9 protein-coding genes and 3 pseudogenes are annotated in these 14,110 nt (G+C 70.4%); 6 read left to right on the forward strand and 6 right to left on the reverse strand.

Features of this window, described 5'->3' with window-relative positions:
- The 5 genes and pseudogenes from D588_RS23965 to D588_RS0104050 form a co-directional block, all read right to left on the reverse strand.
- Nucleotides 1–187, reverse strand: a pseudogene (locus D588_RS23965) (hypothetical protein); the annotation flags it as partial.
- Nucleotides 188–208: 21 nt separating this feature from the next.
- Entirely contained in the window at nt 209–1,528 is a 1,320-nt protein-coding gene (gene creD / locus D588_RS0104035; protein ID WP_017915060.1) for a cell envelope integrity protein CreD, read from the reverse strand.
- 234 nt (nt 1,529–1,762) lie between these two features.
- Nucleotides 1,763–3,205, reverse strand: coding sequence for a two-component system sensor histidine kinase CreC (gene creC / locus D588_RS0104040; RefSeq protein ID WP_017915061.1), 1,443 nt, complete (start codon nt 3,203–3,205; stop codon nt 1,763–1,765).
- A gap of 1 nt (nt 3,206) precedes the next feature.
- Nucleotides 3,207–3,917, reverse strand: coding sequence for a two-component system response regulator CreB (gene creB / locus D588_RS0104045; protein WP_017915062.1), 711 nt, complete (start codon nt 3,915–3,917; stop codon nt 3,207–3,209).
- A gap of 91 nt (nt 3,918–4,008) precedes the next feature.
- The gene (locus tag D588_RS0104050) at nt 4,009–5,949 is read right to left on the reverse strand and encodes a GGDEF domain-containing protein (RefSeq protein ID WP_157836413.1); all 1,941 of its coding nucleotides are present in this window, start codon (nt 5,947–5,949) and stop codon (nt 4,009–4,011) included.
- Between the two features lie 241 nt (nt 5,950–6,190).
- Between D588_RS0104050 and rlmJ the strand changes: the two genes are divergently transcribed.
- Nucleotides 6,191–7,048 (forward strand): 23S rRNA (adenine(2030)-N(6))-methyltransferase RlmJ, encoded by an 858-nt coding sequence (rlmJ, locus tag D588_RS0104055; RefSeq protein WP_017915064.1) that lies wholly within the window; start codon nt 6,191–6,193, stop codon nt 7,046–7,048.
- A gap of 27 nt (nt 7,049–7,075) precedes the next feature.
- On the opposite strand, the gene D588_RS0104060 is transcribed toward rlmJ, so the two are convergent.
- Nucleotides 7,076–8,041 (reverse strand): YwqG family protein, encoded by a 966-nt coding sequence (locus D588_RS0104060; RefSeq protein WP_017915065.1) that lies wholly within the window; start codon nt 8,039–8,041, stop codon nt 7,076–7,078.
- Nucleotides 8,042–8,173: 132 nt separating this feature from the next.
- On the opposite strand from D588_RS0104060, the gene D588_RS0104065 reads away from it, so the two are divergent.
- The 5 genes and pseudogenes from D588_RS0104065 to D588_RS0104080 form a co-directional block, all read left to right on the forward strand.
- Nucleotides 8,174–8,716: a GNAT family N-acetyltransferase gene (locus tag D588_RS0104065; RefSeq protein ID WP_026143355.1), complete on the forward strand. Its 543-nt coding sequence runs from the start codon at nt 8,174–8,176 to the stop codon at nt 8,714–8,716.
- A gap of 115 nt (nt 8,717–8,831) precedes the next feature.
- Nucleotides 8,832–10,133, forward strand: a pseudogene (locus tag D588_RS28780) (transcription-repair coupling factor); the annotation flags it as partial.
- Nucleotides 10,134–10,310: 177 nt separating this feature from the next.
- Nucleotides 10,311–12,488: pseudogene (gene mfd / locus D588_RS28785) on the forward strand (transcription-repair coupling factor); the annotation flags it as partial.
- A gap of 445 nt (nt 12,489–12,933) precedes the next feature.
- Nucleotides 12,934–13,254, forward strand: coding sequence for an STAS domain-containing protein (locus D588_RS0104075; RefSeq protein WP_017908422.1), 321 nt, complete (start codon nt 12,934–12,936; stop codon nt 13,252–13,254).
- 13 nt (nt 13,255–13,267) lie between these two features.
- Nucleotides 13,268–14,110, forward strand: an 843-nt coding sequence (locus D588_RS0104080; protein ID WP_017915068.1) for an Hpt domain-containing protein, incomplete at its 3' end; no start/stop codon positions are given.

Here is a 14,110-nt window from a genome sequence, read left to right on the forward strand (position 1 = left end):
CGCGGCTGCGTTCGCTCAAGCGCAGCCACAGGGCCCCGCCGCGGTCGGCGGCGGTGACCAGCGCGGCCTGCGCGCTGCGCGCGAGCGCCCCCGGCAGGTTGCCGGGATGCAGGCCATGGGTCTCCAGGGCGGGCGGCAGCAGCGCCTGCAGACGCCGATGCAGATGACGATGACGATGCGCGACCATGTCCGGTTCTCCCCCGACGGCTCAGCGCAGCGACGCGCCGAGTTCGTACCAGTCGATCCGGCGGGTGATCCACATGATCGCGCCGAGGATGCCGAACAGCAGCAGCGAGCCCATCAGCAAGGCGTTGTCTTCCGAGGCCAGCAAGCCGTACAGCGCGCCGTACAGCACGGTGAGCATGCTGGCGAAGCCGGCCGCGCGCAGGCGGCTGCGCAAGACCCCGGACAGGTAGAAGAACTGCAATCCGATACAGGCCACCGCCGAGACCAGATAGGCCTGCCAGAACGGGATGTGCTCGGACAGGCTGAGCAGCAGCAGGAAGAAGATCGCCAGCGCCAGGCCGACCAGCAGGTACTGCAGCGGATGGATCGGCAGGCGCTTGATCAGCTCGAACAGGCCGAAGGCGACGAAGGTCAGCACCACGAACAGCAGGCCGTACTTGCTGGCGCGCTCGGCCTGGGTATACACGTCCACCGGGTCGACCAGGTCCACGCGCAAGGCGTCGAGATCCTGTCCGCCGGAGGCCAGCTGCGCCTGCGCGCCGGTCGCCAGCGACGACAGCGCCCAGCTCGCCTGGAACCCCTGCGCGGTGATGCGGCGCTCGTTGGGCAGGAAGCGGCCGCCGAACAACGGATGCGGCCACGGCGAGTTCAGCGCGATCTGGTTGTCGTCGCCGACCGGCACGATCGACAGCGCCTGGGTGCCGTCGAGCACGAATTCCATCTGCACGTCGTGCAGGTCGGTCAGCCGGCCCTGCTGCGTATCGCGCAATGCCGGCAGCACCGCGTGCACGCCCTTGGAGATGTTGGCCAGCCCTTCCGAGCCCGGCTGCAGCGGCAGCGCGCGGCCGTCGGCGCGCAGATTCGGCGTGCCGACCAGGCCGCGCACGTCCTGCAGGCCGATCGCCAGATACGGCGTGCCGTACTGGCGGCGATCGACAGCGGCATAGTCGAGATCGTCGAACTCGGCCTTGAGCCGCGCATGCCAGCTGTACACCTGCACCTTGAACAGGCCGATGTGGCGCTGCGCGGGCTTCAGTTCGCCTTCGACCTGCAGCCGCCGCGGCGCCTGCAGCACGTAGCCGGTCTCGATCTCGCGCTTGGTCACCCGCTTGCCGTCGGCGTCGAGCACGGCGACCTCACGCTCCTGGGTCCACGGGATCACCCGCAGCGGGCCGAGCAGGCGCTGTTCGCCGGCCTTGCTCTGCGACACCCGCTCCACCGCCTCGTCGCGGTAATGCTGGCGGTCCTGCACGGTGCCGCGAATCATCAGCAGCGGGATCAGCAACAACAGGATCAATCCGCCGATGGTGGCGAATCGCAACAGCAGCTTCAAGGACTTCATGGCGACCTCTCGGTTGGGAGGGCGCCAGCATGCGGCCGCTGCGTGGGCGCGGTTTGAGGCGAATTTGAAGTGGGTGTGAAGTGGGAGGAGCCGGGATTGGGGATTGGGGATTGGGGAATCGGGATTGGTGGCCGGCATCCCGTCGACGCGGCGCCCCACTGTGGGAGGGACTTCAGTCCCGACGCGGGAGCCCCGGCACCGCGCTTCACGCCCTCTCGCGCGAATCGATCCGGCTCAGGCCAGCGGCAACGCCAGGCAGGCCACCGCGCCGCCGCCGTCGCAGTTGCGCAGGCTGGCGTCGCCGCCGTGCAGGCGCGCCACCTCGCGCACGAACGGCAGGCCGAGGCCGGAGCTGCGCTGGCCGGTGGCCGGGCGCGCCAGCGAATAGAAGCGCTCGAACACCCGCTCCAGCGCGTAGTCGGGAACGCCCGGACCGGCGTCCTCCACCGTCAGCAGCACGCGCGCGTCGGCGCCGCGTTCGGCACGCAGCACGATGACCGCGCCTTCCGGCGAAAAGGCGATGGCGTTGTCGAGCAGGTTGTGCAGCGCCTGGCGCAGCAGGTAGGGATCGCCCGACACCACCAGGGTCGGATCCGGCGCCTGCACCTGCAGCTGCACACCGCGCGCCTGCAGTTGCGGCGCCAGCGCTTCGGCCAGGTCCGCGCACAGAGGTGCCAGCGCCACCGGTTCGCGCCGCTGCAGCCAGCCATGCTGTTCCACCTCGGCCAGCGCCAGCAGCTTGTCGATGGTCTCGGTGAGGCGCTGCTGCTGCTCGGCGATGTTGCGCACGAAGCGCTGCCGCTCCGGTTCCGGCAACGGCTCCTGCAGCAGTTCCGCCGCGCCCCGGATCGCGGCCAGCGGGCTCTTCATCTCGTGGGTCAGCGACTGCACGTACTGCTCGACGTACTGCTTGCCCTCCAGCTTGCGGCGCATGGTCTCCAGCGCACGGCCGAGATCGCCGATCTCGTCGCGGCGCGGCGGCGGCGGCGGCACCGGCGCACCGGCACTGACCGCCTGCGCATAGCGGTTGAGCCGGCCGATGCCGCGCAGCAGGCCCCAGGTCATCAGGATCCCGATCAGCGCCGAGATGCCGATCAGCCAGGCGCCGCGCAGCAGGATGCTGCGCTGGCTGGCGACGATGAACGGCTCGATGCTGCGGTTGGGCTGGGACAGGGTCAACACGCCGATCAGCCGCTGCGGGTCGGCCGGATCGTAGACCGGCGCGGCCACGTGCATCACCGTGTGGTTGGGGTCGCCGTCGGCCTCGGGACTGGAGCGGGCGCCGTACTCGCCGCGCAGGGTGCGGTACACGTCGTTCCAGCGCGAGTTGTCGCGGCCGATGTCCTGTCCGCGCGAATCGAACACCACGATGCCCGCCGCATCGGTGAGGGTGACGCGGTAGTCGACGCTGTGCTTGGGGAAACGCCAGACCATCGCGCGCGGATCGCGCCGCTGCGCCGCGGCCAGGTCGCGGGCGAAACGGCCGCTGGCGATGCGCCCGTCCTTGAGATCCTGCGCGGCCATCTGCGCCAGCACGTTGGCCGCGTCCACCAGGGTCGATTCCATCGCCTGGCGCACGCCCGGCTTGACCTCGTTGACGAACACCCGCATCACGAAGAATGCGGCCACGCCGACGATCAGGAAGAAGCCCAGGAACAGCTTCAGCCCCAGCCGCACCTCAGGCCTCCAGCGCGTAGCCGAGGCCGCGGTGGGTGCGGATCGGATCGTCGATGGCGCCGGCCGCGCGCAGCTTGGCGCGCAGGGTCTTGATATGGGTGTCGACGGTGCGGTCGGCGCTGTCGGCGCTGCTGTCCCAGCCGCGGTCCATCAGTTGCGCGCGACTGAGGATGGCGCCGGGCCGCTGCAGCAGCGCTGCCAGCAACGCGTACTCGTAGCGGGTCAGGTCCAGCACCGCACCGCGCCAGCGGATGCGGCGGCCGTCGCGGTCGATGGTGAAATCGCCGTGCTGCTGCCAGCCGGCCTCGGCATCGCCGACGACCGCCGCGGGGCGCCGCAGCCGCGCCCGCACCCGCGCGACCAGTTCGCGCGGCGAGAACGGCTTGGCCATGTAGTCGTCGGCGCCCAGTTCCAGGCCGAGCACGCGATCGATCTCCTCGTTGCGCGCGGTCAGGAACAGCACCGGCACCTGGCTGAAACCGCGCAGCGTGCGGCACACCTCGAACCCGCTCAGATCCGGCAGGCCGACGTCCAGCACCACCACGTCGATGCCGCCCTCGCGCAACTGCGCCAGCGCCTCGCGCCCGAGCTGGCAGTGGCGCACCTGGTAGCCCTCGCTGCGCAGCGCGTACAGCACGGTATCGGCGATGGCGGATTCGTCCTCGACCACGAGGACACAGGCGGCGGCAGACGTGGACATGGCGCGCAGCATAGCCGTCGCGCGGGCGCCGCGGCAGTCCGTCCGGCCATTCCGCGGCACCGCTCGTGGATCGGCACGAAACCCGACGCGCACCTGCGGCGCGTCAGCTGTCGCTGCCGCCGCGCGCGTTGGCCGCGCCCGGCGCCGACGCCAGTTCCACCCGGTTGCGGCCGCCGTGCTTGGCCCGGTACAGCGCGGCATCGGCGCGCGCCAGCAGCGCCTGGCTGCTCTCGCCGGCGCCGGCTTCGGCGACGCCGATGCTGACAGTCAGGCGCAGGCCCGGCACGATCGCGTCGAACGACTGCCGCTCCAGCACCTCGCGCAGCAGCCCGGCCAGCTCCCGTGCCTCGGCGCAGGCGGCGCCGGGCAGCAGCGCCAGGAATTCCTCGCCGCCGGTCCGGCCGAAGCTGTCGTTCCTGCGCAGGCTCTGCCGCAGGGTCGTGGCGACCAGCCGCAGCACCTGGTCGCCCGCCGCATGGCCGTGCTCGTCGTTGATCCGCTTGAAGTGGTCCACGTCCAGCGCCAGCACCGACAGCGGCATGCGTCCGCCGCGCGGCAACGCCGCCAGCGCGGTGTCCAGTTCGCCCAGGACCTGGCGCCGCGAGGCGACGCCGGTAAGGCTGTCGATCCGCACTTCGCGGCGGGCGCCGCGCAGGCGCCCGAGGGTCAGGAACAACACCCCGACGAGCACCGCCAGCAACAGCAGCGCCGCGCCCAGCAACGCGCGCCGCAGGGTCGCCTCGCGCTCCATCGCCTGCAGCCGGTTACGCTGGGTTTCCGCCTTCTGCGCCAGTTGCAGCGCCGCCAGGTCGCGCTCGCGGCTTTCCGATTCGGCGATCAGGAACTGCGATTGCTCGCGCTGCATGCGCGTATCCAGTTCCTGCTGCACGCGCATCTGCGCCTCGCGCGCATCCAGTGCCTGGCGCCAGGCGGCCAGCGCGCGCAAGGCGGTGGCCTTGAGGTCCAGCACGTCGCTGAGGCTGCGCAGGTCGCCGTTGGCGCGGTAGCCCTGCTCGGCCTGTTCGGCCAGCGCCAGCGCGGCCCGCGCATCGCCACTGCGCTCGGCGATCAGCGCATCGACGTAATCGCGACGCGCGCGCATCAGCCGCGTGGCGCCCATTGCGACCAGTTGCGCCTCGGCCTTCTGCCGCTGCGCCCGCGCCTGCGGCAGGTTGCCCAGCAACGCGTTGACCCGGGCCGCGCGCAGCAACAGCGACGCCTGCGACCCCTCCAGCGGATGCCGGCCATGCAGCTCGGCCGCGCGCAGGTAGGCGGCCAGCGCCGCCGGCAGATCGCCGCGCTGCTCGGCGATGGCGCCTTCGCGCTCCACCGCCAGCGCCTGCATGTAGCCGCCATCGCCCTGCCTGGCCCGCTGCAGGACCTCGGCGACGACCTGGTGCGACAGGTCCGGCAGGCCCATGTCCAGGTAGGCGTCGGCGATGCCGATCAGGGTCAGCAGTGCGACCCAGCCGCCATCGCGCTGTTCGTCGAGCCGGCGGAGTTCCTGCAAGGTACGCAGCGACTGGGCGTAATGGCCGGCATCGCGCTCGGCGAAGGCGCGCATGCGCAGGGCGGCCGCGCGCAGGCGCGGGAAACGGTGCGCACCGGTCAGCGCCAGGATCGTGGTGGCGGGCCGCAGATAGGCCGGGCGCTGGCCGTCGTTGTAGAGCGCATAGGTCTCGCACAACAGGTATTCCAGGCGTACCTGCACATGGGCGCGGGCGATCGCGCCGCGCTCGCCGCGCCGCGCCTGCTCCACCGCCGCGGCCGGGCCCTGCGGAAAATGCTGGCAGTCGAAGGCGTCCAGGCGCGCTCGCCGCACCGGGTCGCCGGCGGGCAGCAGCGCCTGCAGGCGCGCATGCGCGACGCGGTAGGCCTGCTCGTCGGCGGCCATGTCCTTGCCGTGCGCACCGACATCCTCGATCAGCGCATCGAACGCCGCAGCCTGCGCTGCGCCCGGGGGCGCGGCTTCGGCACGGGAGGCGCCGCAGGCGGCGAACGGCAGCGCCAACGCCAGGACACCGAGCAACAGGGGAGAAGACATGAGCATGCGAACCGTGGACCCGCCGGCCGCCCACGCGGTATCGGCACTGCGCACCCGAACGCTCCGACGACGCCTGCGCCCGGATGCACAGGCCCATCGTCCACACCTTCCGGCCTCATGCCCGGCAGGCGCCGTGCGGCCGCCAGCGGTCGCCCGGCTAGTGTACCGCGGCCGCGGACCCGCCCCGCCCGGCACCTCGGCAGGCGTGGCCGGCCGGCGTGACGCCCCGTACACTGCGCGGATGAATTACCGCCACGCCTTCCACGCCGGCAACCATGCCGATGTCCTCAAGCACATCGTGCTGCTGGCGCTGCTCGATGCGTTCAAGCGCAAGGACAGCCCGTTCTTCGTGCTCGATACCCACGCCGGGCGCGGCCGCTATCTGTTCGCGGCGAACGAGGCGCGCAAGACCGGCGAGGCCGCCGCCGGCGTGCTGCGGTTGATGGGCCAGCCGACCCTGCCCGACGTGGTGGAGCGCTACCTGCGCGCGGTGCAGGCCGACAATCCGGTCGGCGCCCTGGTCGCCTACCCTGGCTCGCCGCTGCTGGTGGCGCAGGCGCTGCGCGCGCAGGACCGGCTGGCCGCCTGCGAGCTGCAGACCGAGGAAGCCGCCGAACTCAAGACGTTGTTCGCCCACGACCGCCGCGTGCAGGTGCATGCCGGCGATGGCTATGCGGCGATCAAGGCATTCCTGCCGCCCAAGTCCGGGGCCAACCGGATCGGCCGCGGGCTGGTGCTGATCGATCCGCCCTACGAGGCGCAGGACGCCGAGTACCCGCTGATCGTGGCCGCGCTGCGCGAAACGCTGAGCCGCTGGCCGCAGGCGGTGTGCGCGGTGTGGTATCCGATCAAGCAGCGGCGCAGCCTGCAGCCGTTCTTCCGCAAGGCCGCGGCGTTGCCGGTGGCCTCGGCACTGGTCGCCGAACTGCAGGTGCGCCCGGACGATTCGCCGCTGCGGCTCAACGGCAGCGGCATGTTGCTGCTCAATCCGCCCTGGCAGTTCGAGCAGGCGCTGGCGCAGGCGCTGCCGCCGCTGAAGGCGCACCTGGGCGAAGCCGGTGCCAGCACGCGACTGGAATGGCTCAAGCGCGAAGCATGAGGTACGCGGGGCGGCGCACGCGCGCGCTCAGAAGCAATCCCAGTTATAGGCGATGCGGCTGAAATCGCCGCGCCGCAGGTCGTCCGGATCGATGAAGAAATTGGCGACGCCGCTGTCGCCCCACATCATCTCCTCGTCGCTGTCCAACTGCAGCAGCAGGACCTGCTTGTCCTGCAGGGTACGCGGGTCTTGCTGGGTGAACTCCGGGTAGCCGCCGAGCTTGTTGCCGCCACGGCTCAGCGCATCGAACAGCGCGTCGTCCACCGCATCCTGCGACACCGCGTGGCGCTTGGCGTAGGCGGCGGCCACCTCCTCCAGTGGTTTGCCCAGCACCTGCTCGAAGCGCACATCGCTGCTGCCGATGGTTTCCTCGCCGGCGTCGAACCGCATCGCCCGCGGCCGCGCCGGATCGAACGGCAACGTGTCGGCCGCCGGCAACGGCACCTCGGCCTGCCGCGCCGACGCCTTCGGCTGCGGCCAGTACACCACGCGGAAATTACTTTGTTCGCTCAGCGCGGCCAGGTCGCTGCGCGCGCCACCGAAGTTGGCCCCGTAGAAGTCGTCGTCGCCTCCGATGAAGAACTGCAGCATGCCCTGGCGCGGGTAGCCGGGCAGCGGCGGCATCCGCGCCAGATCGATCTGCGCCAGCAGCGCCAGCGGCTGGCCGTCGGCCGTGTGCGGATACGGCCTGTCGGCGGTCCAGTAAGGACGGCCGCCGACCTTGCTGGCCAGGCGATCGTCCTGCGTCATCGGCTGCAGTTGTACCTGCAGCACCGGCCGGCGCGTGGCCTGCAGGCGCGCCTGGTACGGAGCCAATGCCTGTGTCGCCAGTTGCTCCGCATCGGCGACTGGAGCGGCGGTGGTAACGGTCGGCGTGTCGTGGTGCTGCACGCGCAGCAGCCACCTGCCACCGCCCACCAGCAGTCCCACCAGCAGCGCGGCCAGGCCCAGCCCGATCGCCGCGGAGACGGCCACGGCATGCGATGTCTTCATCGTCGCGCATTCCCTTGAACGAAGCGCCACTCTAGCAAGACCACCCGAACGGCACATCGGCAGGACGCTGCGTTCACGGGCGTAAGGTTTTGGTAATGCGAGAATCCAGGCTTCGTCGAGGATCATACGGCCATGGCTACCCGCAACCGCATGCCTCCGTGGCATGAAACCTTCACCCTGCCCAGTGGGCGCGAACTGCTGATCCGTCCGATCCGGCCGGAGGACAGCGCGCCGCTGCAAGGTGCCTTCGGCCTGCTCGGGCCGACCGAGATCCGCGAGCGCTTCCTGCATTCGACGCAGGAACTGACCGAGGACATGGCGCAACGCCTCACCCATCCCAATCCGAAGTCGGAACTGATCCTGGTCGCCGCCGAGCCGCTGCCGCCTGGCGAAGCCGTGGTCGGTGCGGTGGCGCGCGCCGCGATCAACCCGGGCACCCGCGAGGCGCAGTACGCGATCCTGGTCAGCAGTTTCGTTTCCGGCCAGGGCCTGGGCCGGCAATTGATGCGCAAGCTGGTCAAGTGGGCACGCCGCAAGTATCTGGACCGGCTCTACGGCGATGTGCTCGAACGCAACGTGCCGATGCTGCAGTTGGCCGAGTCGCTGGGCTTCCAGCGCATGCCGCATCCGGACAATCCGGACCTGGTGCGGGTGGTGCTGGACCTGAGTAGCTGAAAACTCGGGACCCGGGACCCGGAAAATCCAGAGCTCCGCAGGCAGCTTCAGCTCCTGCTCTTACGTGCCCCCGGTCCCGGGCCCCGGGTCCCGACCTTGCTAAACTAGTTGGTCCATGCCGCCCCTTCCCTTCCCCGTTCCGCCGCTGCCCAAGTCCGGCCAGCTCCGCGCGCACTGGCGCGCCCCCGCGTCCTCCACCGCTCTGGCCTGGCACATCGCCTGCGCCGCGTCCGCGCACCGCGGGCCGTTGCTGGTGGTCGCCCGCGACAACCAGAGCGCGCACCAGCTCGAAGCCGACCTGCACAGCCTGCTCGGGGAGGATCCGAGCCTGCCGGTGGTGCCGTTCCCGGACTGGGAAACCCTGCCCTACGACCAGTTCAGTCCGCACCCGGACATCGTCAGCCAGCGCCTGGCCGCGCTGCACCGGCTGCCGACGCTGACCCAGGGCATCGTGGTGGTGCCGGTGCAGACGCTGATGCAGCGGGTGGCGCCGCTGCGCTACATCGTCGGCGGCAGTTTCGACCTGCGCGTGGGCCAGCGCCTGGACCTGGACGCGGAGAAGCGCCGACTGGAAAGCGCGGGATACCGCAACGTGCCGCAGGTGATGGACCCGGGCGACTTCGCCGTGCGCGGCGGCCTGCTCGACGTGTATCCGATGGGCACCGACGCGCCGCTGCGGATCGAACTGCTGGACGAGGACATCGATTCGATCCGCGCCTTCGACCCGGAATCGCAGCGCTCGCTGGACCATGTGCAGGCGGTGCGCATGCTGCCCGGGCGCGAAGTGCCGATGGACGACGTCAGCGTGGAGCGGGTATTGACCGCGCTGCGCGAACGCTTCGACGTGGACACCCGGCGCAGTGCGCTGTACCAGGACCTGAAGGCCGGGCTGGCGCCGTCGGGCATCGAGTACTACCTGCCGCTGTTCTTCCAGGAGACCCGCAGCAGCGGCGCACGCGAGGCCACCGCCACCCTGTTCGATTATCTGGGCGAGCAGGTGCTGCCACTGATCGCACCGGGCGTGGGCGCCGCGGCAGATGCGTTCTGGGTGCAGACCCAAGCCCGCTACGAGCAACGCCGCCACGACGTGGAGCGCCCGCTGCTGGCGCCGGAGGAGCTGTACCAGGCGCCGGACGCGCTGCGCGAGCGCCTCAACGGGCTGCCGCGCATCGACGTGTGGGCCGCCGACCACCCGCGCATCGACGAGGCACAGGCGCTGGGCGACCAGCCGCTGCCGCCGCTGCCGGTGGCGGCCAAGGACGCCGCGCCCGGCGCGGCGCTGAAGAGCTTCCTCGATCACTACCCGGGCCGGGTGCTGATCGCCGCCGATTCGCCCGGCCGCCGCGAGGCGCTGCTGGAAGTGCTTGCGGCCGCGGAGTTGAAGCCGGAGGTGTTGCCGAATTTCGCGGCATTTGTTCCTTCTCCCACCGGGAGAAGGTGGCGCGAAGCGCCGGATGAGGGTGCGGCGTCTGCGCGGTCGGGAACGAAGAAGGCGGGTGCTTCGGCAAGTTCCACGGTTGCGCAGACGAACTCCACTAGCGGTCGGACCCTCACCCCAACCCCTCTCCCGGAGGGAGAGGGGATTTCTGCTGCACGTTTCGCTATCGCGGTTGCGCCGCTCGACGTCGGCTTCGCGCTGGAGGAGCCGCGGATCGCGGTGCTGACCGAGCGTCAGTTGTTCCCCGAGCGCGCCAGCCAGCCGCGGCGCAGCCGGCGCGTGGGGCGCGAGCCGGAAGCGATCATCCGCGACCTGGGCGAGCTGTCCGAGGGCGCGCCGATCGTGCACGAGGACCATGGCGTCGGCCGCTACCGCGGGCTGATCGTGCTCGATGCCGGCGGCATGCCCGGCGAGTTCCTGGAAATCGAATACGCCAAGGGCGACCGGTTGTACGTGCCGGTCGCGCAGTTGCACCTGATCAGCCGCTACTCCGGCGCCTCGGCCGAGACCGCGCCGCTGCATTCGCTGGGCGGCGAACAATGGACCAAGGCCAAGCGCAAGGCCGCCGAGAAGGTGCGCGACGTGGCCGCGGAGCTGCTGGAGATCCAGGCGCGCCGCCAGGCCCGTGCCGGACTGGCGCTGCAGGTGGACCGGGCGATGTACGAGCCGTTCGCCGCCGGCTTCCCGTTCGAGGAAACCCCCGACCAGTTGGCCGCGATCGACGCCACCTTGCGCGACCTGGCCAGCAGCCAGCCGATGGACCGCGTGGTCTGCGGCGACGTCGGCTTCGGCAAGACCGAGGTCGCGGTGCGCGCGGCCTTCGCCGCGGCCAGCGCCGGCAAGCAGGTGGCGGTGCTGGTGCCGACCACGCTGCTGGCCGAACAGCACTACCGCAACTTCCGCGACCGCTTCGCCGACTACCCGCTCAAGGTCGAAGTGCTGTCGCGCTTCAAGAGCAGCAAGGAGATCAAGGCCGAGTTGGAGAAGGTCGCCGCCGGCAGCATCGACGTGATCGTCGGCACCCACCGCCTGCTGCAGCCGGACGTGAAGTTCAAGGACCTGGGCATGGTCATCGTCGACGAGGAGCAACGCTTCGGCGTGCGCCAGAAGGAAGCGCTGAAGGCGCTGCGCGCCAACGTGCACCTGCTGACCCTGACCGCCACGCCGATCCCGCGTACCTTGAACATGGCCATGGCCGGCCTGCGCGACCTGTCGATCATCGCCACGCCGCCGCCGAACCGGCTGGCGGTGCAGACCTTCGTCACCCAGTGGGACAACGCGCTGTTGCGCGAAGCCTTCCAGCGCGAACTGGCGCGCGGCGGCCAGCTGTACTTCCTGCACAACGACGTGGAGAGCATCGGCCGCATGCAGCGCGAGCTGAGCGAACTGGTGCCGGAGGCGCGCATCGGCATCGCCCACGGGCAGATGCCCGAGCGCGAGCTGGAAAAGGTGATGCTGGATTTCCAGAAGCAGCGCTTCAACGTGCTGCTGTCGACCACGATCATCGAATCGGGCATCGACATCCCCAACGCCAACACCATCGTCATCAACCGCGCCGACCGCTTCGGCCTGGCGCAGTTGCACCAGTTGCGCGGCCGCGTCGGCCGTTCGCATCACCGCGCCTACGCCTATCTGCTGGTGCCGGACCGGCGCAGCATCACCCCCGATGCGCAGAAGCGGCTGGACGCCATCGCCTCGATGGACGAACTGGGCGCCGGCTTCACCCTGGCCACCCACGATCTGGAAATCCGCGGCGCCGGCGAACTGCTGGGCGAGGACCAGAGCGGGCAGATGGCCGAAGTCGGCTTCAGCCTGTACACCGAACTGCTGGAACGCGCGGTGCGCAGCATCCGCCAGGGCAAGCTGCCGGACCTGGATGCCGGCGAGGAAGCGCGCGGCGCCGAGGTGGAACTGCATGTGCCCGCGCTGATCCCCGACGACTACCTGCCCGACGTGCATACCCGTCTGACGTTGTACAAGCGCATTTCCAGCGCCCGCGACAGCGACGGCCTGCGCGAACTGCAGGTGGAGATGATCGACCGCTTCGGCCTGCTGCCGGATCCGGTGAAGCACCTGTTCGCGATCGCCGAACTGAAGCTGCAGGCCAACGTGCTGGGCATCCGCAAGCTGGAACTGGGCGAGCACGGCGGGCGCCTGGTGTTCGAGGCCAAGCCCAACGTGGATCCGATGACCATCATCCAGATGATCCAGAAGCAGCCCAAGCTGTATGCGATGGATGGCCCGGACAAGCTGAAGCTCAAGCTGCCGCTGCCGGAAGCGGCCGACCGCTTCAACGCCGCGCGCGGCCTGCTGACCGCGCTGTCGCCACGCTGAACGCCGCGGGCGCGTCCGCCCGCGCCGGCTCCCGCACGCGGCCGGCTGCCGCGACCCACACCCCTGCCCCGCCCCGACCGCCACAACGTTCGGTGGCGTATGGGCGCTCGCGTCGCTGTGTTCCCTGGCCTGCAGCGGTCTTCACGTGAAGACCGCCGCCACGTCGCACGGATGGCGCGGCTTTTTGACGCCTTCCCCGTTGCCGCGACTGGCACGGCGCATGCAGAAACGTAAGGACCGACCGCATCGGCGCGGTTATGGGATCCGCGTCCTGGCACCGGTCTGAACCACTCAGGCTCGCGTGCGGCCTGCGAGACAAATGCTTCACGCGGGCTAAATATTCCTAAATATTTCCCGTCCGCGCCGATATCGCTGGTACCCAGGCCTGCACACGCCCTTCACGGCGTGGCGCCGGCTTTCCACTCGCCACTGCCGGAGACCCGCCATGCGCTCGACGCCCCCCGACGAACAGGATCCGCCGCTGCAGTTGATCGTGGACGGCGACATGACCATCCGCCATGCGGCCGAACTGAAGCCGCTGCTGCTGCCCGCGCTGGAGCATCCCGGCGGCCTGCGCCTGCAGGTGCAGGCGGTGAACGACATCGACGCCACCGGCGTGCAACTGCTGCTGGCCACCCAGGCCGCGCTGCGCGCGCTGGGACGGCCATTCCAGCTCGAGGGCTGCACCAAGGCGGTCGGCGACGCGCTGGACCTGCTCGGCCTGGGCGACGCGTTCGAGCGCGTCGGCGACGACACTCTTCACTAATCGGCAGCACGACATGAACATGGATCAATTGCTGCAGACCTTCATCGCCGAGAGCCGCGACCTGCTCGAGGACATGGAACGCAACCTGCTGGAAGCCGAGCGCGGCGAAGCCGGTCCCGACGCGGTCAACGCGATCTTCCGCGCCGCCCATACCATCAAGGGCTCCGGCGGCCTGTTCGATCTGGCGCAACTGGTCGGCTTCACCCATGTGGTGGAGAGCGTGCTGGACCTGGTGCGCGAGCAGGCCGTCGCGCTGGATTCGGAACTGATCCAACTGATGCTGGCCTGCTGCGACCACATCCGCACCCTGGTGGAAGCGGCCGCCGGCGCCGAGGCCGACGAAGCCACGCTGGCCACCGAGGGTGCGCCGCTGCTGGAACGCCTGCAGACCTACCTGCACCCTGCTGCCGCGCCGGCCGCGAAGGCCAGCGCCGCCGCAACGCCCGCGGCGCCGGCGCAGACCGGCTACTGGCGGATCTCGCTGCAGTTGTTCACCGATGCGCTGCGCTTCGGCAACTCGCCGCTGCACCTGATCCGCTGCCTGCGCAGCCTCGGCAGCCTGGAAGCGGTGCGCACCCGCCACGAGCGCGTGCCGGCGCTGCCGGACCTGGATCCGGAGGCCTGCTACCTGGGCTTCGACATCCTGCTGCGCAGCGACGCGCAGCAGGCCGCGATCGAGGACATCTTCGAATTCGTGCGCGACGACTGCGACCTGCAGGTGCTGGCGGTGGACCCGCACGGCGACGCCGCCAACCTGGATCTGCCGCTGCTGGTGGCCGAGGCCGGCAGCCAGGCCAGCGCCGACGACTTCGCCGGTTTCGAGAGTGCCGCCACACCGGAGGCCGCGCCGGCTGCA

Origin of the sequence: Xanthomonas sp. SHU 308 (assembly GCF_000364645.1) — a bacterium.
GTDB lineage: Bacteria > Pseudomonadota > Gammaproteobacteria > Xanthomonadales > Xanthomonadaceae > Xanthomonas_A > Xanthomonas_A sontii.

Excerpts from the sequence above, each read along its gene's own strand:
- creD (WP_017915060.1), bottom strand. The coding sequence starts at position 1,528 with ATGAAGTCCTTGAAGCTGCTGTTGCGATTCGCCACCATCGGCGGATTG.
- D588_RS0104060 (WP_017915065.1), bottom strand. The coding sequence starts at position 8,041 with ATGAAGACATCGCATGCCGTGGCCGTCTCCGCGGCGATCGGGCTGGGC.
- rlmJ (WP_017915064.1), top strand. The coding sequence starts at position 6,191 with ATGAATTACCGCCACGCCTTCCACGCCGGCAACCATGCCGATGTCCTC.
- creB (WP_017915062.1), bottom strand. The coding sequence starts at position 3,917 with ATGCTGCGCGCCATGTCCACGTCTGCCGCCGCCTGTGTCCTCGTGGTC.
- D588_RS0104050 (WP_157836413.1), bottom strand. The coding sequence starts at position 5,949 with ATGTCTTCTCCCCTGTTGCTCGGTGTCCTGGCGTTGGCGCTGCCGTTC.
- D588_RS0104075 (WP_017908422.1), top strand. The coding sequence starts at position 12,934 with ATGCGCTCGACGCCCCCCGACGAACAGGATCCGCCGCTGCAGTTGATC.
- D588_RS0104065 (WP_026143355.1), top strand. The coding sequence starts at position 8,174 with ATGGCTACCCGCAACCGCATGCCTCCGTGGCATGAAACCTTCACCCTG.